Annotated in this window: 20 protein-coding genes and 1 tRNA gene; 20 read left to right on the top strand and 1 reads right to left on the bottom strand. The window is 67.1% G+C overall.

Translation table 11 applies throughout. The features are described from left to right. The first annotated feature begins 218 nt into the window (after positions 1-218). The 12 genes from tyrS (at position 219) to xerD (ending at position 12924) form a co-directional block, all read left to right on the top strand. A complete protein-coding gene (gene tyrS / locus ACLP4W_RS03160) occupies positions 219-1481 on the top strand; it encodes a tyrosine--tRNA ligase (protein ID WP_442384044.1) in 1263 nt (420 codons plus the stop codon). Between the two features lie 75 nt (positions 1482-1556). Then, positions 1557-2387, top strand: a complete 831-nt coding sequence (locus tag ACLP4W_RS03155; RefSeq protein WP_442384042.1) for a tetratricopeptide repeat protein — start codon at positions 1557-1559, stop codon at positions 2385-2387. A gap of 15 nt (positions 2388-2402) precedes the next feature. Then, complete coding sequence (locus tag ACLP4W_RS03150) at positions 2403-3413, top strand: HAD hydrolase-like protein (protein WP_442384040.1); 1011 nt, start codon at positions 2403-2405, stop codon at positions 3411-3413. A gap of 12 nt (positions 3414-3425) precedes the next feature. Beyond that, positions 3426-3611 (top strand): hypothetical protein, encoded by a 186-nt coding sequence (locus ACLP4W_RS03145; protein WP_442384038.1) that lies wholly within the window; start codon positions 3426-3428, stop codon positions 3609-3611. 8 nt (positions 3612-3619) lie between these two features. Next, positions 3620-4429, top strand: a complete 810-nt coding sequence (locus ACLP4W_RS03140; protein WP_442384036.1) for a TlyA family RNA methyltransferase — start codon at positions 3620-3622, stop codon at positions 4427-4429. Continuing rightward, positions 4426-5349 carry an NAD kinase gene (locus ACLP4W_RS03135; RefSeq protein WP_442384034.1) on the top strand — a complete coding sequence of 308 codons (924 nt, stop codon included), beginning with the start codon at positions 4426-4428 and terminating at the stop codon, positions 5347-5349. The genes ACLP4W_RS03140 and ACLP4W_RS03135 overlap by 4 nt, the downstream gene beginning before the upstream one ends. Before the next feature lie 24 nt (positions 5350-5373). After that, the gene (gene recN / locus ACLP4W_RS03130) at positions 5374-7134 is read left to right on the top strand and encodes a DNA repair protein RecN (RefSeq protein ID WP_442384032.1); all 1761 of its coding nucleotides are present in this window, start codon (positions 5374-5376) and stop codon (positions 7132-7134) included. Between the two features lie 181 nt (positions 7135-7315). After that, positions 7316-8497, top strand: coding sequence for a putative cytokinetic ring protein SteA (gene steA, locus ACLP4W_RS03125; protein WP_442384031.1), 1182 nt, complete (start codon positions 7316-7318; stop codon positions 8495-8497). Positions 8498-8518: 21 nt separating this feature from the next. Then, positions 8519-9463, top strand: a complete 945-nt coding sequence (locus ACLP4W_RS03120; RefSeq protein ID WP_442384029.1) for a copper transporter — start codon at positions 8519-8521, stop codon at positions 9461-9463. Positions 9464-9609: 146 nt separating this feature from the next. Further along, positions 9610-11370: a CTP synthase gene (locus ACLP4W_RS03115; protein WP_442384027.1), complete on the top strand. Its 1761-nt coding sequence runs from the start codon at positions 9610-9612 to the stop codon at positions 11368-11370. Further along, positions 11363-11986, top strand: coding sequence for an NUDIX domain-containing protein (locus tag ACLP4W_RS03110; protein WP_442384025.1), 624 nt, complete (start codon positions 11363-11365; stop codon positions 11984-11986). Before ACLP4W_RS03115 ends, ACLP4W_RS03110 begins: the two co-directional genes overlap by 8 nt. Further along, positions 11983-12924: a site-specific tyrosine recombinase XerD gene (gene xerD, locus ACLP4W_RS03105; RefSeq protein WP_442384023.1), complete on the top strand. Its 942-nt coding sequence runs from the start codon at positions 11983-11985 to the stop codon at positions 12922-12924. The genes ACLP4W_RS03110 and xerD overlap by 4 nt, the downstream gene beginning before the upstream one ends. 74 nt (positions 12925-12998) lie before the next feature. On the opposite strand, the gene ACLP4W_RS03100 is transcribed toward xerD, so the two are convergent. Then, entirely contained in the window at positions 12999-13751 is a 753-nt protein-coding gene (locus tag ACLP4W_RS03100) for an O-methyltransferase (protein ID WP_442384021.1), read from the bottom strand. A gap of 239 nt (positions 13752-13990) precedes the next feature. On the opposite strand from ACLP4W_RS03100, the gene ACLP4W_RS03095 reads away from it, so the two are divergent. From ACLP4W_RS03095 to ACLP4W_RS03060, 8 genes are all read left to right on the top strand, one after another. Then, complete coding sequence (locus ACLP4W_RS03095) at positions 13991-14854, top strand: ParA family protein (protein WP_442384019.1); 864 nt, start codon at positions 13991-13993, stop codon at positions 14852-14854. Next, a complete protein-coding gene (locus tag ACLP4W_RS03090) occupies positions 14842-15681 on the top strand; it encodes a segregation/condensation protein A (RefSeq protein ID WP_442384046.1) in 840 nt (279 codons plus the stop codon). The genes ACLP4W_RS03095 and ACLP4W_RS03090 overlap by 13 nt, the downstream gene beginning before the upstream one ends. Positions 15682-15730: 49 nt before the next feature. Then, the gene (gene scpB, locus ACLP4W_RS03085; RefSeq protein WP_442384017.1) at positions 15731-16426 is read left to right on the top strand and encodes an SMC-Scp complex subunit ScpB; all 696 of its coding nucleotides are present in this window, start codon (positions 15731-15733) and stop codon (positions 16424-16426) included. Next, entirely contained in the window at positions 16426-17169 is a 744-nt protein-coding gene (locus ACLP4W_RS03080) for a pseudouridine synthase (protein ID WP_442384015.1), read from the top strand. The genes scpB and ACLP4W_RS03080 overlap by 1 nt, the downstream gene beginning before the upstream one ends. Next, positions 17166-17849, top strand: a complete 684-nt coding sequence (gene cmk / locus ACLP4W_RS03075) for a (d)CMP kinase (protein ID WP_442384013.1) — start codon at positions 17166-17168, stop codon at positions 17847-17849. The genes ACLP4W_RS03080 and cmk overlap by 4 nt, the downstream gene beginning before the upstream one ends. After that, the gene (der, locus tag ACLP4W_RS03070; RefSeq protein WP_442384011.1) at positions 17846-19246 is read left to right on the top strand and encodes a ribosome biogenesis GTPase Der; all 1401 of its coding nucleotides are present in this window, start codon (positions 17846-17848) and stop codon (positions 19244-19246) included. The genes cmk and der overlap by 4 nt, the downstream gene beginning before the upstream one ends. A gap of 393 nt (positions 19247-19639) precedes the next feature. Next, positions 19640-19713, top strand: a tRNA-Pro gene (locus tag ACLP4W_RS03065). Between the two features lie 462 nt (positions 19714-20175). Further along, on the top strand, positions 20176-20502 hold the full coding sequence (locus ACLP4W_RS03060; RefSeq protein ID WP_442384009.1) for a hypothetical protein: 327 nt from the start codon (positions 20176-20178) through the stop codon (positions 20500-20502). Positions 20503-21264: the final 762 nt, after the last annotated feature.

Here is a 21264-nt window from a genome sequence, read left to right as displayed (position 1 = left end):
CCCGACACTCGTACGATAAATCTCCACTGGGGCCTCCCACATCTGTGGCTCTACCGACCAGGACCACCCTGTCGGCAACCCACGTTCACATGTGAGCGAGGCCCCAGCCCCCCATACCGTCTAGCCCGGTCTGCGCCGAACGTCGAGTTGTTGGGCGAGAATGCCCGAAACCGCACAACAAGTCGACGCTCGTCGGCGCTCTGGAAGACTCTTCCACCATGATCCTCGACGAGCTGGGCTGGCGGGGGCTGATCGCCCAGTCCACCGACCTCGATGCGCTCGCCGCCGAAGCGCAGCGCGGGCCGATGACGGTCTACGCCGGCTTCGACCCGACCGCGCCGAGCCTGCATGCCGGCAACCTGGTGCCGCTGCTGGCGTTGCGGCGGTTTCAGCGCGCCGGGCATCGTCCGATCGTGCTCGCCGGCGGCGCCACCGGCATGATCGGTGACCCGCGTGACACCGGCGAGCGCAGCCTCAACGAGGCGGACACCGTCGTGGAATGGACCGAGCGGATCCGCCGGCAGCTGGAACGCTTCGTCGATTTCGACGCTTCGCCGAGCGGCGCCATCGTCGAGAACAATCTCGAGTGGACACGCGACATGTCGGCGATCGAGTTCCTGCGCGACGTCGGCAAACACTTTTCGGTCAACGTGATGCTCGATCGCGACACCATCCGGCGGCGCCTGGAGGGGGAGGGGATCTCCTACACGGAGTTCAGCTACATGCTGCTGCAGGCCAACGACTACGTCGAATTGCATCAGCGCCACGGCTGCACACTGCAGATCGGCGGCTCCGATCAGTGGGGCAACATCATCGCCGGGGTCCGCCTGGTCCGCCAGAAACTCGGTGCGACGGTCCACGCGCTCACGGTGCCGCTGGTGACCGCCGCCGACGGCACCAAGTTCGGCAAATCCACCGGCGGCGGCAGCCTGTGGCTGGACCCGCAGATGACCAGCCCGTATGCCTGGTACCAGTACTTCATCAACACCGCCGACGCCGATGTGATCCGCTACCTGCGGTGGTTCACCTTCTTGTCGCCCGAGGAGCTCGCCGAGCTCGAACAGGCGACGGCCGAGCGCCCGCAGCAGCGTGCCGCCCAACGGCGGCTGGCCACCGAGCTGACCGTCCTGGTGCACGGCGAGGCGGCCACCGAGGCGGCCGAGCACGCCAGCCGGGCACTCTTCGGGCAGGGCGAACTGGACCGTCTCGACGAGGCGACGCTGGCCGCGGCGTTGCGCGAGGCTTCGGTCGCCGAGCTCAAACCCGGTGGTCCCGACGGGATCGTCGACCTTTTGGTGGCCAGCGGCCTGTCGGCCAGCCGGGGAGCCGCGCGACGCACGATCAGCGAGGGCGGCGTTTCGGTCAACAACATTCGCATCGAGAGCGACGAGTGGGTGCCGCGGCCCTCGGACTTCCTGCACGGCCGGTGGCTGGTGCTGCGTCGCGGCAAACGGAATATCGCCGGGATAGAAAGGGTCTAGAAAGCGTCTAGAGCGGTACTGTCCGGCGGTGATGCAGCCGCTGCTGTCGCAGAGGCTGCCCGTATTCTTTGGAGAGTGGTCGACGACAGGCAACCGCACCGGGGTGAACGGCGACCGCGCTCGGCGTCTGGCGGCCCGCCATGGCGCGGGCCGCGCACCGAACGCGAGGTCCCCTGGTCGGGCCCCGGCCGCGCGCGCCCGGTCCAGCCAAAGAGCACAACCGGTGACGGCCATCGCGCGGCGCAGGACGGCCCCCCGATCCCGCCCGAGGTGGACGCCAAGCAATTGGCACCCGAAATCAGGCGCGAACTGAGCACCTTGGACCGCGCCACTGCCGACGCGGTGGCGCGCCACCTGGTCGCCGCCGGTGAGCTGATCGACGAGGACCCGGAGGCCGCCCTGCGTCACGCCCGTGCGGCGCGCGCCCGATCCAGCCGGATCGCCGTGGTCCGCGAGGCCGTCGGAATCGCCGCCTACCAGTGCGGCGATTGGGCCCAGGCACTCGCCGAACTGCGTGCCGCGCGCAGGATGGGCAGCAAGTCGTCGTTGCTCGCGCTGATCGCCGATTGCGAACGCGGACTTGGCCGTCCGGAGCGCGCGATCGAATTGGCGCGCGGACCCGAGGCGGCCGAGCTCAGCGGTGACGACGCCGACGAGTTGCGCATCGTTGCCGCCGGCGCGCGCTCCGATCTCGGGCAGCTGGAGCAGGCGCTGACCCTGTTGTCCACGCCGCAGCTGGACCCGAGTCGCAAGGGCTCGACGGCGGCGCGGTTGTTCTACGCCTACGCGGACACACTGTTGGCGCTCGGCCGCCACGACGAGGCGCTGCAATGGTTTTTGCGCTCCGCGGCCGCCGATGTTGAAGGCGTCACCGATGCCGAAGACCGGGTCAGCGAACTCGGGTGAAGTGACAGGTTCAGCGTGAAAACGATTGCGCAGGAATATGATTGCCTGCTGATAGACCTGGACGGGACGGTATTTCGCGGCGCTTCGCCCACGACGGGGGCGGTGCGGTCGCTGGACGAGGTGCAAAGCCGCAAGCTGTATGTCACCAACAACGCCTCCCGTAGCGCCGACGAGGTCGCGTCGCACTTGCGCGAGCTCGGCTTCACCGCGACCGGTGACGACGTCGTCACCAGCGCCCAGAGCGCGGCCCACCTGCTGGCCGATCAGCTACCGCCGGAGTCCCGGGTGCTGATTGTGGGCACCGATGCGTTGGCCAACGAGATCGCCGCGGTCGGACTGCGTCCGGTGCGCCGCTACGACGACAACCCGGTCGCCGTCGTACAGGGCCTCTCCACGACCATCGGCTGGCCGGATCTTGCCGAGGCCGCGCTGGCCATCCGGGCCGGCGCTCTGTGGGTGGCGGCCAACGTCGACCCCACCCTGCCCACCGAGCGCGGCCTGCTGCCCGGGAACGGGTCTTTGGTGGCCGCGCTGCGGGTGGCCACCGGCGCCGAACCCCGGGTCGCCGGCAAACCGGGGCCGCGACTGTTGGCAGACGCGGTGGCCAGGGGCAACTTCCGCGCGCCCTTGGTAATCGGTGACAGGTTGGACACCGACATCGAAGGCGCCAACGCCGCCCAGCTGCCCAGCCTGATGGTGCTCACCGGGGTCAACACCGCCCGGGACGCGGTCTACGCCGAGCCCGCCCGTCGGCCCACCTACATCGGCCACGACCTGCGCTCGCTGCACCAGGACGGCGAGGTGCTCGCGGTGGGGCCGCAGCCGGGCTGGCACGTCGACATCGGTGCTACGGCGGTGACGGTCGGCGCTAATGGCGCAGACGACGGCGACGGGCTGTCAATCGTCCGCGCGGTTGCCGCCGCGCTATGGGGCGGTCGGCTGGACGGGCGGCCCCTCCCCATCGAGCCCAGCGACGACCGCGCCCGCGACGCGCTGCAGCGCTGGTCTTTGGTGCACAGCGACTAGCGTAAGGACGCAATGAACATCGATCCTGATCAGCTTCGCGCTGAAATCGAGGCCCTGCTCGCCCAGCTGCCGGATGCCGGTGACCCGGAAAACCCCGAACACGGGCCGTCGCTCGCCGAGCTGGAAGAGATAGCACGCCGTCTCTCCGAGGCGCACGATGTGCTCCTGCAGGCGCTGGAGTCGGCGGAGAAGGGCTGAGCCCGCACATGCCTCGACGCGCCCGCGTTGACGCCGAGCTCGTGCGGCGGGGCCTCGCGCGATCTCGTCAGCAGGCCGCGGAGCTGATCGACGCCGGGAAGGTGAAGATCGACGGCCTCCCTGCGCGCAAGCCGGGCACCGCCGTCGCCGTCACCGCGGCTTTGACCGTCGCCGGCGACGGCGGACGCGGCTGGGTGTCGCGCGGGGCGCACAAGCTCATTGGTGCGCTGGACACCTTAGGGATCCCAGTCGCGGGCCGCCGCTGCCTGGACGCCGGGGCGTCGACGGGTGGGTTCACCGAAGTGCTGCTGGATCGCGGGGCCGCCGAGGTGGTTGCCGCGGACGTGGGGTACGGCCAACTGGCCTGGTCGCTGCGCAGCGATCCGCGGGTGATCGTCGTCGAGCGCACCAACGCGCGTGACCTGTCGCCCGAGGCGATCGGCGGGCCGGTCGACCTGGTCGTCGCCGACCTGTCATTCATCTCGCTGACCACCGTGTTGCCCGCGCTGGCTGGATGTGCTTGGCCGAGCGCGGATATCGTTCCCATGGTGAAGCCGCAGTTTGAGGTGGGGAAGGGCCAGGTCGGCGCCGGAGGAGTGGTCCACGACCCCGGCTTGCGTGCCGACGCGGTGCTGACCGTCGCGCGCCGTGCCGGGCAGCTGGGCTGGCACACCGTCGACGTCACCGCCAGCCCGCTACCGGGCCCGTCGGGCAATGTCGAATACTTCCTGTGGTTGCGCGCCCAGACCGATCGGCCGCTATCGGATGACGGGCTGGGAGATGCGGTGCGCCACGCCGTTGAGGAGGGCCCGCAATGAGTACTGTCCGGACCGTCCTGCTGGTGGTCCATACCGGCCGCGAGGAGGCGACCGATACCGCGCGGCGCGTTCAGAAAGTGCTGGGCGACAATGGGATTGCGCTTCGGGTGCTGTCCGCCGAGGCGGTCGATCGGGGATCGCTGCACCTTTCTCCCGACGACATGCGGGCAATGGGCGTCGAGATCGAGGTGGTCGACGCTGACGCGAACGCCGCCGAGGGCTGCGAACTGGTGCTGGTGCTTGGCGGCGATGGCACCTTCTTGCGGGCGGCCGAACTGGCCCGAAACGCCGGAATCCCGGTGCTGGGCGTGAACCTGGGCCGGATCGGCTTCTTGGCCGAGGCCGAAGCGGAGCACATCGATCGCGTGCTCGAGCACGTCGTCGCACAGGACTACCGGGTGGAGAACCGCCTGACGCTCGACGTGAGCGTGCGCCGAAAGGGTCGCGTCATCGAGCAGGGATGGGCACTGAACGAGGTCAGCCTGGAAAAGGGGCCGCGGCTGGGTGTGCTCGGGGTGGTCGTCGAAATCGATGGCCGGCCGGTGTCGGCGTTCGGCTGCGACGGGGTGTTGGTGTCAACGCCGACCGGATCCACCGCTTACGCGTTCTCGGCCGGCGGTCCGGTGTTGTGGCCGGACCTCGAAGCAATTCTGGTGGTTCCCAACAACGCTCACGCGCTGTTCGGCCGGCCCATGGTCACCAGTCCCGAAGCCACCGTCGCGATCGAGATAGAAGGAGACGGTCACGACGCCCTGGTGTTCTGCGACGGCCGCCGCGAAATGCGGATACCGGCCGGCGGGCGGATCGAGGTCACCCGTTGTGGAACACCGGTGAGGTGGGCGCGCCTCGACAGCGCGCCTTTCACGGACCGCCTGGTGCGCAAATTCCGGTTGCCGGTGACCGGATGGCGCGGGAAGTAACGGCCCTGGCACGGTGCTGACCGAATGCTGACCGAAATCCGCATCCAGTCGCTGGGCGCCATCAGCGTTGCCACCGCCGAGTTCGATCGCGGGTTAACGGTGCTGACCGGTGAGACGGGCACGGGCAAAACCATGGTGGTGACCGGGCTGCACCTGCTCGGGGGTGCCCGCGCCGACGCCACCCGGGTCCGGTCCGGAGCCGACCGTGCGGTCGTCGAAGGTCGTTTCACGACAACCGATCTCGACGACACCGCCGTCGCTGCTCTGGATGAGACGCTGGACACGTCGGGGGCGGAGCGCGACGAGGACGGCAGTGTGATCGCGCTGCGATCGGTCAGCCGCGACGGGCCGTCGCGCGCGTATCTGGGCGGCCGCAGTGTGCCCGCCAAGTCGCTGAGCGGCTTCACCACCGAGCTGCTCACCCTGCACGGGCAGAACGACCAGCTGCGGTTGATGCGGCCCGAGGAACAACGTGGCGCGCTGGACCGCTTCGCGGGCGCCGGTCCCGCGTGCGAGCGCTACCGGAAACTGCGTGACGCCTGGCTGTCGGCGCGGCGCGACCTCGTCGACCGCCGCAACCGGGCCCGCGAACTCGCCCAAGAGGCGGATCGATTGAAATTCGCGCTCAACGAGATCGACACCGTCGACCCGCAACCCGGGGAAGACGACGCGCTGGTCGCCGACATCCTGCGGCTCTCCGAACTGGACACGCTGCGCGAGGCCGCGGCCATTGCGCGTGCGGCATTGTCCGCGGAAGACGCCGACTTCTCCGGCGAAAGCGCTGCCGACAGGCTGGGGAGGGCCAGGGCCACACTCGAATCGACCGATGATGCGACGCTGCAGGCATTGGCCGGCCAAATCGGCGAGGCCCTGACGGTCGTGGTCGATGCGGCCGGCGAACTCGGCGGCTTTCTGGACGAGCTGCCGGTCGATGCCAGCGCGCTCGAATCCAAACTGGCCCGTCAAGCCCAATTGCGCACCCTGACCCGCAAGTACGCCGCGGACATCGACGGAGTGCTGCGGTGGGCACACGAGTCCCGCGAACGGCTGGCGCAACTCGACGTCTCCGAGGACGGCCTGGCGGCGCTGGAACGCCGGGCCGATGAGCTGGCACGTGAATTATCCGAAGCCGCAGTCGATCTCAGCAACATTCGGCGCAAAGCCGCCAAGCGGCTGGCCAAAGAGGTGACCGCGGAGTTGTCCGCGCTCGCGATGGCCGATGCCGAATTCACCATCGGCGTGACCACTGAAATCGCGACAAGCCAGGATGACCCCGCGACACTCGGGCTGCCCTCCGGCCAGCGGGCCCGGGCCGGCGGCGACGGCGTCGACCAGGTGGAGTTCGGCTTCGCGGCGCACCGCGGCATGACGGTGCTCCCGCTGGCCAAGAGCGCGTCCGGCGGCGAGTTATCCCGGGTGATGCTGGCCCTGGAAGTGGTGCTGGCAGCCTCGCGAAAATATTCAGTAGGCACCACGATGGTGTTCGATGAGGTGGATGCCGGCGTCGGCGGCTGGGCCGCGGTGCAGATCGGGCGCCGGCTGGCCCGGCTGGCCCGCACCCACCAGGTCATCGTGGTCACGCACTTGCCGCAGGTCGCGGCGTATGCCGACGTGCATCTGGTGGTGCATACCGCCGGAGAAAAGGGTGCCAGCGGAGTGCGGCGGGTGACCGGCGACGACCGGGTGGCCGAGCTGGCGCGGATGCTGGCCGGTCTGGGTGAATCCGACAGCGGCCGCGCCCACGCCCGTGAACTCCTCGACGCGGCTCAGAAGGATGAGATCTAGGGTTTCTCCAACCCCGAGCGTCGACTTGTTGCGGGTATCGGGCCTCATTTAGCCCAATAAGTCGACATTCGAGACCATATCGGCACCCGCCTGTGACAGATGTGACTATAGATAACTTCTGAGGCAGATGTTACGGCGCGCCTCCCCGCCTGACCCGTGCTTCACGGACAGAATCGCCCCCATGAAGATGTCAGGGCTGCTATCGCGTCATGCCTCCCGGCCGGGCCTCACGGGCACCGCCCGGGTGGACCGGAACATCGACCGCTTGCTGCGCAGGGTCTGCCCCGGCGACATTGTGGTGCTCGATGTGCTGGATCTGGACCGCATCACCGCGGACGCGCTAGTGGAAGCAGACATCGCCGCCGTCATCAACGCCTCGCCGTCGGTCTCCGGCCGCTATCCCAATCTCGGTCCGGAGGTGCTGGTCAACAACGGCGTCACCCTGATCGACGAGACCGGGCCCGACGTTTTCAAGAAGGTCAAGGACGGCGCCAAGATTCGGCTGTACGAGGGCGGGGTGTACGCCGGCGACCGCCGGCTGGCCCGCGGCACCGAGCGCACCGATCACGACATCGCCGACCTGATGCGGGAGGCCAAGAGCGGACTGGCTGCCCACCTGGAGGCGTTCGCCGGCAACACGATTGAGTTCATCAAGAGTGAAAGCCCGCTGCTGATCGACGGCATCGGCATTCCCGACATCGACATCGACCTGCGTCGCCGCCATGTGTTGATCGTCGCGGACGAGCCCTGCGCCGCCGATGATCTGAGGTCCCTCAAGCCGTTCATAAAGGAGTACCAGCCGGTGCTCGTCGGTGTCGACGGCGGCGCGGATGTGTTGCGTAAGGCGGGTTATCGGCCCCAGATCATCGTCGGCGACCCCGACCAGATCAGCACCGAAGCCCTCAAGTGCGGTGGGCACGTGGTGTTGCCCGCCGATGCCGACGGCCACGCGCCCGGTTTGGAACGAATTCAGGACCTCGGGGTCGGGGCGATGACCTTTCCGGCCGCGGGTTCGGCGATGGATCTGGCCCTGCTGCTGGCCGATCACCACGGCGCCTCGTTGCTGGTGACGGCCGGCCATACCGCCAACATCGAGACGTTCTTCGACCGGACGCGCACGCAAAGCAATCCCTCCACCTTTCTGACCAGGCTCCGGGTAGGGGAGAAGGTGGTGGACGCCAAGGCTGTCGCCACCTTGTACCGCAACCACATCTCGGCGGGTGCCATCGCGCTCTTGGCTCTGACGATGCTGATCGCCGTCATCGTCGCCCTGTGGGTGTCCCGGACCGACGGCGTGGTGCTGCACTGGATCCTCGACTACTGGAACCACTTCTCCCTTTGGGTTCAGCACTTGATCACCTAGTTTTTCAGGACGGTGCGGTAAATGATCTCGTTACGCCAACATGCGTTTTCGCTGGCCGCCGTCTTCCTGGCGTTAGCCGTGGGAGTCGTGCTGGGCTCCGGCTTCTTGTCGGACACCCTGTTGTCCAGCCTGCGTGACGAGAAGCGCGACCTGTACTCACAGATCAGCGGCCTCAATGATCAGAAGAATGTGCTGAACGAAAAGCTCACTGCGGCAAACAATTTCGATAACCAACTGGTCGGCCGGATAGTGCATGACGCGCTGGGCGGCAAATCGGTGGTCGTGTTCCGCACCCCGGACGCAAAGGACGACGACGTGGCCGCGGTCACGAAATTCATCGGCCAGGCCGGCGGCACGGTCACCGGAACGGTGTCGCTGACGCAGGAGTTTGTCGATGCCAACTCCGCGGAGAAGCTGCGGACCGTGGTGAACTCGGCGATCCTGCCCGCCGGCCAGCAGTTGAGCACCAAGCTCGTCGACCAGGGTTCGCAGGCCGGCGACCTGTTGGGCATCGCCTTGCTGATCAACGCCAACCCGGCCGTGCCGCCCGTCGACGATCCCCAGCGGGATACCGTGCTGGCGGCGCTGCGCGACACCGGTTTCATCACGTATCAGGCCGGCGATCACATAGGGGCGGCGAACGCCGCGCTGGTGATTACCGGCGGCTCGCTACCCCAAGACGCCGGCAATCAGGGAGTCAGCGTGGCCCGGTTCTCCGCCGCGCTGGCGCCGCACGGCACGGGCACGCTGCTCGCCGGTCGCGACGGTTCGGCGACGGGAGGCGCCGCGGTCGCCGTCACCCGCGCCGACGCCGGCATGTCCTCCACGATCAGCACCGTCGACGACGTCGACACCGCGCCCGGGCGGATCACTGCGATCCTGGGCCTGCATGATCTGATCAACGGCGGCCATATCGGGCAGTACGGCACCGGACACGGGGCCACGTCGATCACGGTGCCTCAGTAGGCGCGGTAAAGCTTCAGGGGCGCCTCTAGGGCGTGTTCGCGGCACCACCGCGTGCCGGATGTTAGGGTGGATTCCCGTGGGTCGGCAGGCCCAACTAGTCAAGGCTAGAAACATTTAAGCCCTGCCCGTCTTCACGGAGGTCGCCAGTGCGAAAGCACCCGCAATCCGCCACCAAGCACCTCTTCGTCAGCGGTGGTGTCGCTTCCTCGCTGGGCAAGGGGTTGACCGCCAGCAGCCTCGGGCAGCTGCTGACCGCCCGCGGGTTGTACGTCACGATGCAGAAGCTCGACCCCTACCTCAACGTCGACCCGGGCACGATGAACCCGTTCCAGCACGGCGAGGTCTTCGTCACCGAGGACGGTGCCGAGACCGACCTCGACGTAGGTCACTACGAGCGGTTCCTGGATCGAGATCTCTCCGGCTCTGCGAACGTTACTACCGGACAGGTTTATTCGACCGTCATCGCCAAAGAGCGACGCGGCGAATATCTCGGCGACACCGTCCAGGTCATTCCGCACATCACCGACGAGATCAAGCGGCGCATCCTGGCGATGGCTCAACCGGACGCCGACGGCAACCGTCCGCACGTTGTGATCACCGAAATCGGGGGCACCGTAGGCGATATCGAGTCGCAGCCCTTCCTGGAGGCGGCGCGGCAGGTCCGCCACGACCTCGGCCGGGAAAACGTGTTCTTTCTGCACGTGTCGCTGGTGCCTTACCTGGCCCCGTCGGGCGAACTCAAGACCAAGCCCACGCAGCACTCGGTGGCCGCGCTGCGCAGCGTCGGCATCACGCCGGACGCGCTGATCCTGCGCTGCGACCGCGATGTTCCCGAGCCGCTGAAGAACAAGATCGCGCTGAGTTGCGACGTCGATATCGACGGCGTCATCTCGACTCCGGACGCGGCGTCGATCTACGACATCCCGAAGGTTTTGCACCGCGAGGAACTCGACGCGTTTGTCGTGCGCCGGCTCAACCTGCCGTTCCGCGACGTGGACTGGGCCGAGTGGGACGACCTGCTGCGCAGGGTTCACGAACCGCAGGAGACGGTACGAATTGCGTTGGTAGGAAAGTATGTGGAACTTTCCGATGCCTACCTGTCGGTGATCGAAGCGCTGCGTGCCGGCGGCTTCAAACACCACGCGAAGGTCGAGATGGTTTGGGTGGCTGCCGATGACTGCGAGACGGCGAGCGATACGGCGGCCGTGCTCGACAACGTGCATGGTGTGCTGATTCCCGGCGGGTTCGGCATCCGCGGAATCGAGGGCAAGATCGCCGCCATCCAGTACGCCCGCGCGAGGGGGTTGCCGGTACTGGGGATATGCCTCGGTCTGCAGTGCATCGTGATCGAGGCTGCGCGCGCGGCCGGCCTGACCCAGGCCGACTCGGCCGAATTCGACCCGAACACACCGGATCCCGTTATCTCCACGATGGCCGACCAAGAAGATATCGTCGCCGGCCAAGCCGATCTCGGCGGCACCATGCGCCTGGGCGCCTACCCCGCGGTGCTGCAGCCGGATTCGATTGTGGCGCAGGCCTATCAAGCGACGGAGGTGTCCGAGCGGCACCGGCACCGCTACGAGGTCAACAACGCTTACCGCGACAAGATCGCCGAAAGCGGCCTGAAGTTTTCCGGGACCTCGCCCGACGGCCATCTGGTGGAGTTCGTCGAGTACCCGGCAGACGTGCACCCATTCATCGTCGGCACCCAGGCCCACCCCGAACTGAAGAGCCGGCCGACCCGGCCGCACCCACTGTTTGTCGCATTCGTCGGGGCGGCCCTCGACTACAAAGCGGCGGAGCTGCTACCCGTCGAGATGCCCGAAATCACCGAGCAGCACTCGTCCAACGGCAACCATCGAGACAGCGCTCAGCGGCCGCAACCCCAGCCCGCGGCCCGTGCCTGAGCACGTATTCGAGACGGCGTCATCCGAAACGCTGCACACCGGAAAGATTTTCGCGCTGCGCCGCGATCGCGTCCGGATGCCGGGCGGCAAAGTCGTCACCCGCGAGGTCGTCGAGCACTTCGGCGCGGTGGCCGTGCTGGCGATAGACGACGGCGGCAATGTCCCGATGGTTTATCAGTACCGCCACGCGGTCGGTCGGCGGCTTTGGGAACTGCCCGCCGGGCTGCTCGACGTCGGCGGCGAGGCGGCGCATATCACCGCCGCCAGGGAGCTCCAAGAGGAGGCCGGCCTCAAAGCCAGCACTTGGGGCGTGCTCGTCGACCTCGATTCCACGCCGGGGTTCAGCGACGAATCGGTGCGCGTCTACCTGGCCACCGGACTCAGTCATGTAGACCGGCCCGCGGCGCATGACGAAGAAGCCGATATGACGTTGGAGTGGCATCCGCTGGCGGAAGCCACCCGCAAGGTGCTCAGCGGCGAGATCGTCAATGCCATCGCGGTTGCCGGGATTTTGGCCGCGCATGCGGTGACCAACGGTGTGGCACAGCCGCGACCACGGGACAGCCCGTGGCTCGACAAGCCGACGGCATTCGCCGCGCGAAAGGCTGCCCAATGACGACGGTGGCACTGGATTCACAACTGCAGGGCTACCTGGACCACCTGACAATCGAGCGCGGCGTGGCGCAGAACACGCTGAACTCTTATCGCCGCGACCTGCGCCGCTATAGCAAGCACCTGTCGGACCGTGGAATTCACGATTTGGCCAAGGTCGGCGAGGACGACGTCAGCGAGTTTTTGGTGTCCCTGCGGCGCGGCGATCCCGAAGCCGGGACGGCGGCGCTGTCGGCGGTGTCGGCGGCGCGGGCGCTGATCGCGGTGCGCGGTTTGCATCGGTTCGCGGCCGCCGAAGGGCTGGCCGAGTTGGACGTGGCGCGCGCCGTCAGGCCGCCGACGCCTGGCCGCCGGCTCCCCAAAAGCCTGACGATCGACGAGGTGCTGGCGCTGTTGGAAGGCGCGGGGGGCGACAGCCCGTCCGACGGCCCGCTGACGCTGCGCAACCGAGCGCTGCTGGAACTGTTGTACTCCACCGGATCTCGGATCTCGGAAGCCGTCGGCCTCGACGTCGACGACATCGACACCCAGGCCAGGTCCGTGCTGCTGTGCGGCAAGGGCGGCAAGCAGCGGCTGGTGCCGGTGGGGCGCCCCGCCGTGCAAGCGCTGGACGCCTATCTGGTCCGGGGCCGCCCGGAGCTGGCTCGCCGGGGGCGCGGCACGCCGGCCATTTTTCTCAATGCGCGCGGCGGGCGGTTGTCGCGACAAAGCGCGTGGCAAGTGCTGCAGGACGCCGCCGAGCGCGCCGGCATCACGTCGGGTGTCTCGCCGCACATGTTGCGGCATTCGTTTGCCACGCACCTGCTGGAAGGCGGCGCTGATGTCCGGGTCGTGCAGGAGCTACTGGGTCACGCCTCGGTGACGACGACCCAGATCTACACGCTGGTTACGGTCTACGCGCTGCGCGAAGTGTGGGCCGGAGCCCACCCGCGCGCGACCTAGCCCTGCGCCGAACGTCGAGTTGTCGGGCGAATTTGGGGGCAATTCTCGACGACAAGTCGACGTTCGGCGAGTCGCTAGCCCAGGTAGTCGGACTCAAGCACCAGGTCGGACACCAGTGACTGGTATTCGAGGTGCGCCTTGTGCTCGACGGTGTTCCACAGCTTGCCCTGCTGCTGGCGCATGTACGCGCGGTACTTCGGCGAGCCAGGCACCCTGACGTTGTCGGCGACCACGATCGACCCCGGATGCAGCCAGCCCCGTCCCAGGATGCTCTTCAGGTCGTCCAGATAGGCGTCCTTGTCGTGGTCCAGGAACACGAAATCGAGTGCACCGGCGCCGAATCCGTGCTCGCTGGCCAGCGCATCCAACGTGGCCCCGCCGTCGCCGATGGTGCCGACGACGCATGTCACGCGGTCGGCGACCCCCGCGTGAGCCCAGATCCGCCGGGCATTGGCGGCGTTGGCTTCGGCGAGTTCGACGGAGTAGACCTTCGCGTTCGGGGCGGCCCTGGCGATCCGCAGCGAGCCGTAACCGCAGTAGGTGCCCAACTCCAGCGCCAGCTTGGGATCGGCACGCCGCACCGCGGCGTCGAGGAGCAGCCCTTTTTCGTCGCCGACGTTGATCAGGATCGATTTTTCGTAGGCGAACTTGTCGATGGTGGCCAGCACGTCGTCGATGTCGCCGGCCCGGGCGTTCTGCAGGACGTAGTCGACGGCGGCCGCTTCGCGTCCGTCACCGACCTGGCCCGTGGTGGTGAAGTTGCGATTCCCGACGGCCATCCGCAACACCGACCACCGCAGCAAAGGTATGCGTCGCTTCAGATCCATAGATCCCACGATAGTGCGGGCTACAAAAGTGATAGCGCATGCGATAGCGCGTTTGCGATTCACTCATGACCCTCCCGGATGGTGCTGGTGTGACTGAAGTTAACTCCCCTTACGGTTGAGCGCTCCACCACCGATTTCCGTCCATATTGGCTGGTGACTCGCCCGCGGGTCGCCCGGCTTAAACGGGCGAAGCCGTTAGACTTTCCAGCGATGTTCACCTCCCGAACACGCCGGGCGTGATGACCGAGCACCCGGACAACGGCGTCGAGATCGGCCTGACGGGACGCCCGCCGCGGGCGATCCCCGAGCCGGCGCCGCGCACCTCGCACGGCCCGGCCAAGGTCGTCGCGATGTGCAACCAGAAGGGCGGCGTCGGCAAAACCACGTCGACGATCAACCTAGGCGCGGCGCTCGCCGAGTACGGCAGGCGGGTGCTGCTGGTGGACATGGACCCTCAGGGCGCACTGTCTGCGGGTCTCGGCGTTCCGCACTACGAGTTGGAGAAGACGATCCACAACGTGCTGGTCGAGCCGCGGGTGTCGATCGACGACGTGCTGCTCTCCACCCGGGTCAAGCACATGGATCTGGTCCCCAGCAACATCGATCTGTCGGCCGCCGAGATCCAGCTGGTCAACGAGGTGGGTCGCGAGCAGACCTTGGGCCGGGCGTTGCACCCGGTGCTGGACCGCTACGACTACGTGCTGATCGACTGCCAGCCGTCGCTGGGCCTGCTCACCGTCAACGGGCTGGCCTGCGCGGACGGCGTGGTCATCCCAACCGAGTGCGAGTTCTTCTCGCTACGCGGCCTGGCGCTGCTCACCGACACCGTCGACAAGGTGCGCGACCGGCTCAACCCGAAGCTGGAAATCAGCGGCATCCTGCTCACTCGCTACGACCCGCGCACCGTGAACGCGCGCGAGGTGATGGCCCGCGTCGTGGAGCGGTTCGGTGACCTGGTGTTCGACACCGTGATCACCCGCACCGTCCGGTTCCCGGAGACCAGCGTGGCGGGCGAACCCATCACCACCTGGGCTCCCAAGTCGACCGGCGCCATCGCCTACCGCGCCCTGGCCCGCGAGTTCATCCACCGATTCGGCGCGTGAAGGGCAGCGTGAACGGTGAGGCGCCACCGAAGAACGGCTACCCGGACGGTTTTCGGGTCCGGCTGACCAACTTCGAGGGGCCGTTCGATCTGCTGCTGCAGCTGATCTTCGCCCATCGCCTCGACGTCACCGAGCTGGCGCTGCACCAGGTGACCGACGACTTCATCGCGTATGCCCGCGAGATCGGCTCGCAGCTGAGCTTGGAGGAGACCACCGCGTTCCTGGTGATCGCCGCGACCCTGCTCGATCTCAAAGCCGCCCGGCTGCTGCCGGCCGGACAGGTCGACGATGAAGAGGACCTCGCGCTGCTGGAGGTGCGTGACCTGCTGTTCGCGCGGCTGCTGCAGTATCGCGCGTTCAAGCACGTCGCGGAGATGTTCGCCGAGTTGGAGGCCGCCGCGCTGCGCAGCTATCCGCGTGCGGTGTCGCTGGAGGACCGGTTCACCGACCTGCTCCCCGAGGTGATGCTCGGCGTCGACGCCGAACGGTTCGCCGAGATTGCCGCGATCGCGTTCACCCCGCGCCCGGTTCCGACGGTGGCCACCGGGCATCTGCATGACCTGATGGTCTCGATTCCCGAGCAGGCCGAGAAATTGCTGACGATTCTTCAAGCGCGGGGCAGCGGCCGATGGGCCACATTTTCTGAGCTGGTCGCCGATTGCCAGGCGCCGATGGAGGTCGTCGGGCGCTTCCTGGCGCTGCTCGAACTGTATCGGACCCGGACGGTAGCATTCGACCAGTCAGAGCCGCTTGGCGTGCTCCAGATTTCGTGGACCGGGGAACGTCCGGCCAGCGAAGCCTTGGCAGAAGTGCGGGACCAGTCATGACTCGCGCCGGCGACGATGCAGAGCGCAGCGATGAGGAGGAGCGGCGCTTGTGACTGAAGATTTGCCCGACGTCGATCTCGACGCTGGCATTCCGGACATCGCCGAGGCGGCGCCGATCGACGCTGCCGAACTGGGCTCCGTGCTGGAGGCGCTGCTGCTAGTGGTGGATACCCCGGTCACCGAGGAGGCGCTGGGCGCGGCCACTCAGCAACCCGTCTACCGGATCGTCGCCAAGCTGCAGCAGATGGCCGACGAACTCACCCAGCGCGACAGCGGCATCGACTTGCGAAAGACCAGCGAGGGCTGGCGGATGTACACCCGCGCCCGGTTCGCGCCCTACGTGGAGAAGCTGCTGCTGGACGGCGCGCGATCCAAACTCACCCGGGCCGCGCTGGAGACGCTGGCTGTGGTGGCCTACCGCCAGCCGGTAACGCGTGCGCGAGTGAGCGCCGTCCGCGGCGTCAACGTCGACGCCGTCATGCGCACCCTGCTGGCGCGCGGCCTGATCACCGAGGCCGGCGTGGACGAGGACACCGGCGCGGTGACGTTCGCCACCACCGAGCTGTTCCTCGAGCGCCTGGGGTTGACGTCGCTGGCCGACCTTCCCGATATCGCACCGTTGCTTCCCGACGTCGACACGATCGAGGACCTGACCGAATCCCTGGACAGCGAGCCACGTTTCATCAAACTTGCGGGTGGTCCGGCACCCGAGCAGGCGCTGTCCTTCGACGTGGACCATGATTGATGGGCGAAACCCAAGGAATCCGTCTACAAAAAGTGTTGTCGCAGGCCGGAATTGCGTCGCGACGCGCCGCCGAGAAGTTGATCCTGGACGGCCGGGTCGAGGTGGACGGACAGGTGGTGACCGAGCTGGGCACCCGGGTCGACCCGAACGTCTCGGTGATCCGCGTCGACGGGGCCAGGGTGGTCGTCGACGACTCGCTGGTGTACCTGGCCCTCAATAAGCCCCGTGGCATGCACTCGACCATGTCCGACAATCGTGGCCGGCCCTGCATCGGCGACCTGATCGAGCACCGGGTGCGCGGCAACAAGAGGCTGTTTCACGTCGGGCGGTTGGACGCCGACACCGAAGGGCTGATCCTGCTGACCAACGACGGCGAGCTCGCGCACCGGCTGATGCACCCGTCCCACGAGGTGCCCAAGACGTATTTGGCGACGGTGACCGGGTCGGTGCCGCGCGGGCTGGGCAAGAAGCTACGAGCGGGAATCGAGTTGGATGACGGCCTGGCGCGGGTCGACGAATTCGCGGTGGTGGACGCCATTCCCGGTAAGACGTTGCTGCGGTTGACGTTACACGAAGGACGTAATCGGATCGTGCGACGGCTGCTGGCGGCCACGGGGTTCCCGGTGGAGGCGCTGGTGCGCACCGACTTCGGCGCGGTGTCGCTGGGGGAGCAGCGTCCGGGCAGCATCCGCGCGCTGCGCCGTGACGAGATCGGCCAACTGTACGAAGCGGTCGGTCTGTGAACGATGTCGTCGTCGCCATAGACGGTCCGGCGGGAACCGGAAAGTCCTCGGTGTCAAGGGGATTGGCGCGGGCGCTGGCAGCCCGCTACCTGGACACCGGGGCGATGTACCGGATCGTGACGCTGGCGGTACTGCGCGCCGGGGTCGACCCGACAGATGCCGAAGTCGTCGGGTCGATCGCGTCGAGGGTGCAAATGTCGGTGAGCTACGACCCCGACGCAGACAACTGTTACCTTGCCGGAGAAGACGTTTCGGCCGAGATCCGCGGAGATGAGGTCACCCGCGCGGTCTCGGCGGTGTCGTCGATTCCGGCCGTGCGCACGCGGCTCGTCGAGTTGCAGCGGGCCCTGGCCGGCGGCCCCGGCAATATCGTCGTCGAGGGCAGAGACATCGGAACCGTGGTATTGCCCGACGCGCCGGTGAAGACCTTTTTGACCGCCTCGGCGGAAACCCGGGCCAGGCGGCGCAACGACCAGAACGTCGCGTCGGGTGTGGCCGATGACTATGACGCGGTGCTGGCCGACGTGCGACGCCGCGACCATCTCGATTCCACTCGACCGGTGTCGCCGCTGCGCGCGGCCTCAGACGCGGTGGTCGTCGACACCAGCGACATGACCGAGGCACAAGTGATCGCCCACCTGCTGGAGTTGGTCAAGCAGCGAAGCGGGGCCGTGCGGTGACTCAGGACGGCACCTGGACCGACGAAAGCGACTGGCAGGTTTTAGATTCCGGCCTGGAAGGGCCAGCCGAGGCCGGTCCGGCGCCGGTGGTTGCAGTGGTGGGGCGGCCCAATGTCGGCAAGTCGACACTGGTGAACCGGATCCTGGGACGGCGCGAGGCGGTCGTGCAGGACATCCCCGGCGTGACGCGAGACCGGGTCTCCTACGACGCGCTGTGGACCGGGCGCCGGTTCGTCGTGCAGGACACCGGGGGATGGGAGCCCGACGCCAAGGGACTGCAGCAGCTGGTCGCCGAGCAGGCCTCGGTGGCCATGCGCACCGCCGATGCGGTGATCCTGGTGGTCGATGCCACCGTCGGTGCCACCGCGGCCGACGAGGCCGCGGCGCGTATCCTGCTTCGCTCGGGTAAGCCAGTCTTTCTGGCCGCCAACAAGGTTGACAGCGAGAAGGGCGAGGCGGATGCGGCGGGGTTGTGGTCGCTGGGGCTGGGTGAGCCGCACGCGATCAGCGCGATGCACGGTCGCGGCGTGGCCGATCTGCTCGACCGGGTGCTGGCCGCCCTGCCCGCGGTGTCCGAAGCCGCACCGGCCGCGGGCGGTCCACGACGGGTGGCGCTGGTCGGCAAGCCGAATGTTGGCAAGAGCTCGCTGCTTAACAAGCTGGCGGGCGATCAGCGTTCGGTGGTCCACGAGGTCGCCGGGACGACGGTGGATCCGGTGGACTCGCTCATCGAATTGGGCGGCAAGATCTGGCGGTTCGTCGACACCGCGGGCCTGCGGCGCAAGGTCGGCCAGGCCAGCGGGCATGAGTTCTATGCCTCGGTGCGCACCCACTCGGCCATTGATGCGGCCGAGGTGGTGATCGTGCTCATCGACGGGTCACAGCCGCTGACCGAGCAGGATCAGCGGGTGCTGTCCATGGTCATCGAGGCCGGACGCGCGCTGGTGCTGGCGTTCAATAAATGGGATCTGGTCGACGAGGACCGGCGCGAGCTGCTGGAGCGGGAGATCGACCGCGAATTGGCGCAGCTGCGGTGGGCGCAACGGGTCAACATCTCCGCCAAGACGGGCCGAGCGGTGCAGAGGCTGGTGCCGGCGATGGAGACCGCGCTGGCGTCCTGGGACACCAGGATCGCGACCGGTCCGCTGAACACCTGGTTAAAGGAGGTGGTGGCGGCCACGCCGCCCCCGGTGCGCGGGGGCAAGCAACCGCGCATCCTGTTCGCCACCCAGGCCACCGCTCGGCCGCCGACGTTCGTGCTGTTCACCACGGGTTTTCTGGAGGCCGGCTACCGGCGTTTCCTGGAACGGCGGCTGCGCGAGACGTTCGGGTTCGACGGCAGTCCGATCCGGATCAACGTGCGGGTGCGTGAAAAGCGGGGAGCCAAGCGCCGCTGAGCGACGCTTCCGGTGCGGCTTGACGCGTCGACTGTGCACCAACGGATTCGAATGTGCGCTCATGGCGCAAATTCAGCGATTTTCCCGCCCAGAGAGCACACTCAACGCCCCGGGCGCAGACTCGTGCAAACGTCAGACAAGTCAATCTCTTCCTGAACGGGATCTTGCAAGTGGTCAATGGTGACCCAGTTGGCCTGGTTAAAGCGGTGGGAGATCCGATCGCCGCCGCCTCGCATGCGCGGCCGAGCCGATTGTCGGGGATTTCACCAGCTTCTGACGTCGTGTGAGGCGCCGAAGGGTCCTATCCTGGCTCGCTGGTCGCTGAGGCCGCGGCCGGGTTTACCGGCTGGCTGCGGTAGGCTTTCGACCGCCGCCGGTGGACTCACTGGCGACCGGGCTGTGGCGCAGTTTGGTAGCGCACTTGACTGGGGGTCAAGTGGTCGCAGGTTCAAATCCTGTCAGCCCGACAAGAGTTTACGCAGGTCAACGGCCATTTTGGCCGACCGCATCGAAAGCAAAATCGGTACCCCTGGCGGGTATGTAACGCAACGGGTAACGCAACGGCTGTCATGCGGTTCCCTGATGCAGGTCGACATCATGAACCGGGTGGCGCGGTGGCGGCCAGCCGGTCCCAGAAAACTCGCGCTGTATCGGCCGTACAGCCACGAACTCGCGGGTGGCCGGTGTGGTGGGACCTAGCGGCGACCAGGGGCAGAAAAAGCATTCGCCGATCTGCCGTGGCGGGTGCAGGTCACCGACTAATCTGTCAGCGCGCTGGTGCAATACCAGGCCCACGAGGGGGACCAGACCGAACAGGGAGCAAGACCATGACAATTCGTAAGTCTGTGGTGGTGAGCATCGCGGCAGCTGTCACTGCACTCAGCGCCTGTACGTACACACCAACAGCCGACAGGAACTATCACGGGACCGTGGGTGACACTGGGGCACCTCCGTCCACCGTCTCCACCCCTGCGGTACCGGCATACCCGGTCACCATTAGCGGCAGTGATGAGCAGGTCAAGACAGCCGACCTGGTAGCCGGTGGTTACACAGTGGCTTATCAGGCAACGAGCAACTGCATAGATGCGGTGCCAGTGCATGCCGACGGCACCGAAGGCGGCACCGTCCTTGGCGGATGCGCGGCAGGCAGTGACCCAGCCAGCGGCACCGCTGTCTACCACGCCACCGGGCGCACGACGTTTCACGTGCAGAACACCCACGGTCCGTGGACCCTGACCTTCACCCCGCTGTCATGATGAGCGGCCACGTGTTCGACCCCGACCCGTTGACCTGGACTGGCGGGACTGACCGCGACAAAGGGTCTCAGGCTGGCTCCCAGCGCCAGCCGTCGTTGTCCGCGCAAATTATGCTCTTGCCATCACCGGCCACCCCAGATGCTCCATGATCGCTATTACGACAGCGTTCGCCGGGCTCGTAGCAGGTGCCCTTGTTACTTAGCGGATAGCAGCCTGATGGCGACAAGGGCGCGGTGTGGCCCATCGCGATCGTGGCGTCGCGGTTTTTAACCGTGACCCCTTCTCTCCGTAGTAATGCGATGTCGTCGGGGCCGGCCGCTGGTGCTGGTGGCGCCGATACCACGGCAGCGGCGGCAAGCAGGATTGCAGCGAGAGTCGACCCGGTCGACCGGTTTCCTAGTGCGGCGATTTGCACGCGCTCAGCATGTCACCTGACTTTTATCACCGCAGCGGATCCGCCGATCGGGCAAGCCTGTGACCTGCGTGTTTATGCGCATCCGACTCCGATTTTGCGCACTAGCGGCTGGGCCAAATGCGCACCGGGGCGACTCGAATCGGCCAGATCCGCCGCCTTGATGGGCGACCCCACCACCAATCCGACAGTTACCGATCTCCCAAATATGTTGCTGTGCAATGTATTTCGCTTCATCACACGTCCAGTGTAGAGCGCCTTCTCGGGACATATGGGGAGATACTCGCGAGCCGTCATTGCGACCTGCGGAAACTACCCACGAGGTGCGCACCAGTTTGATAAAAGTCAGG

It is taken from the genome of Mycobacterium sp. (genome assembly GCF_052145595.1).
Classification (GTDB): Bacteria; Actinomycetota; Actinomycetes; order Mycobacteriales; family Mycobacteriaceae; genus Mycobacterium.
The sequence above is the reverse complement of the archived record's forward strand: the minus strand, read 5'-3'. Positions and strand labels throughout refer to the sequence as shown.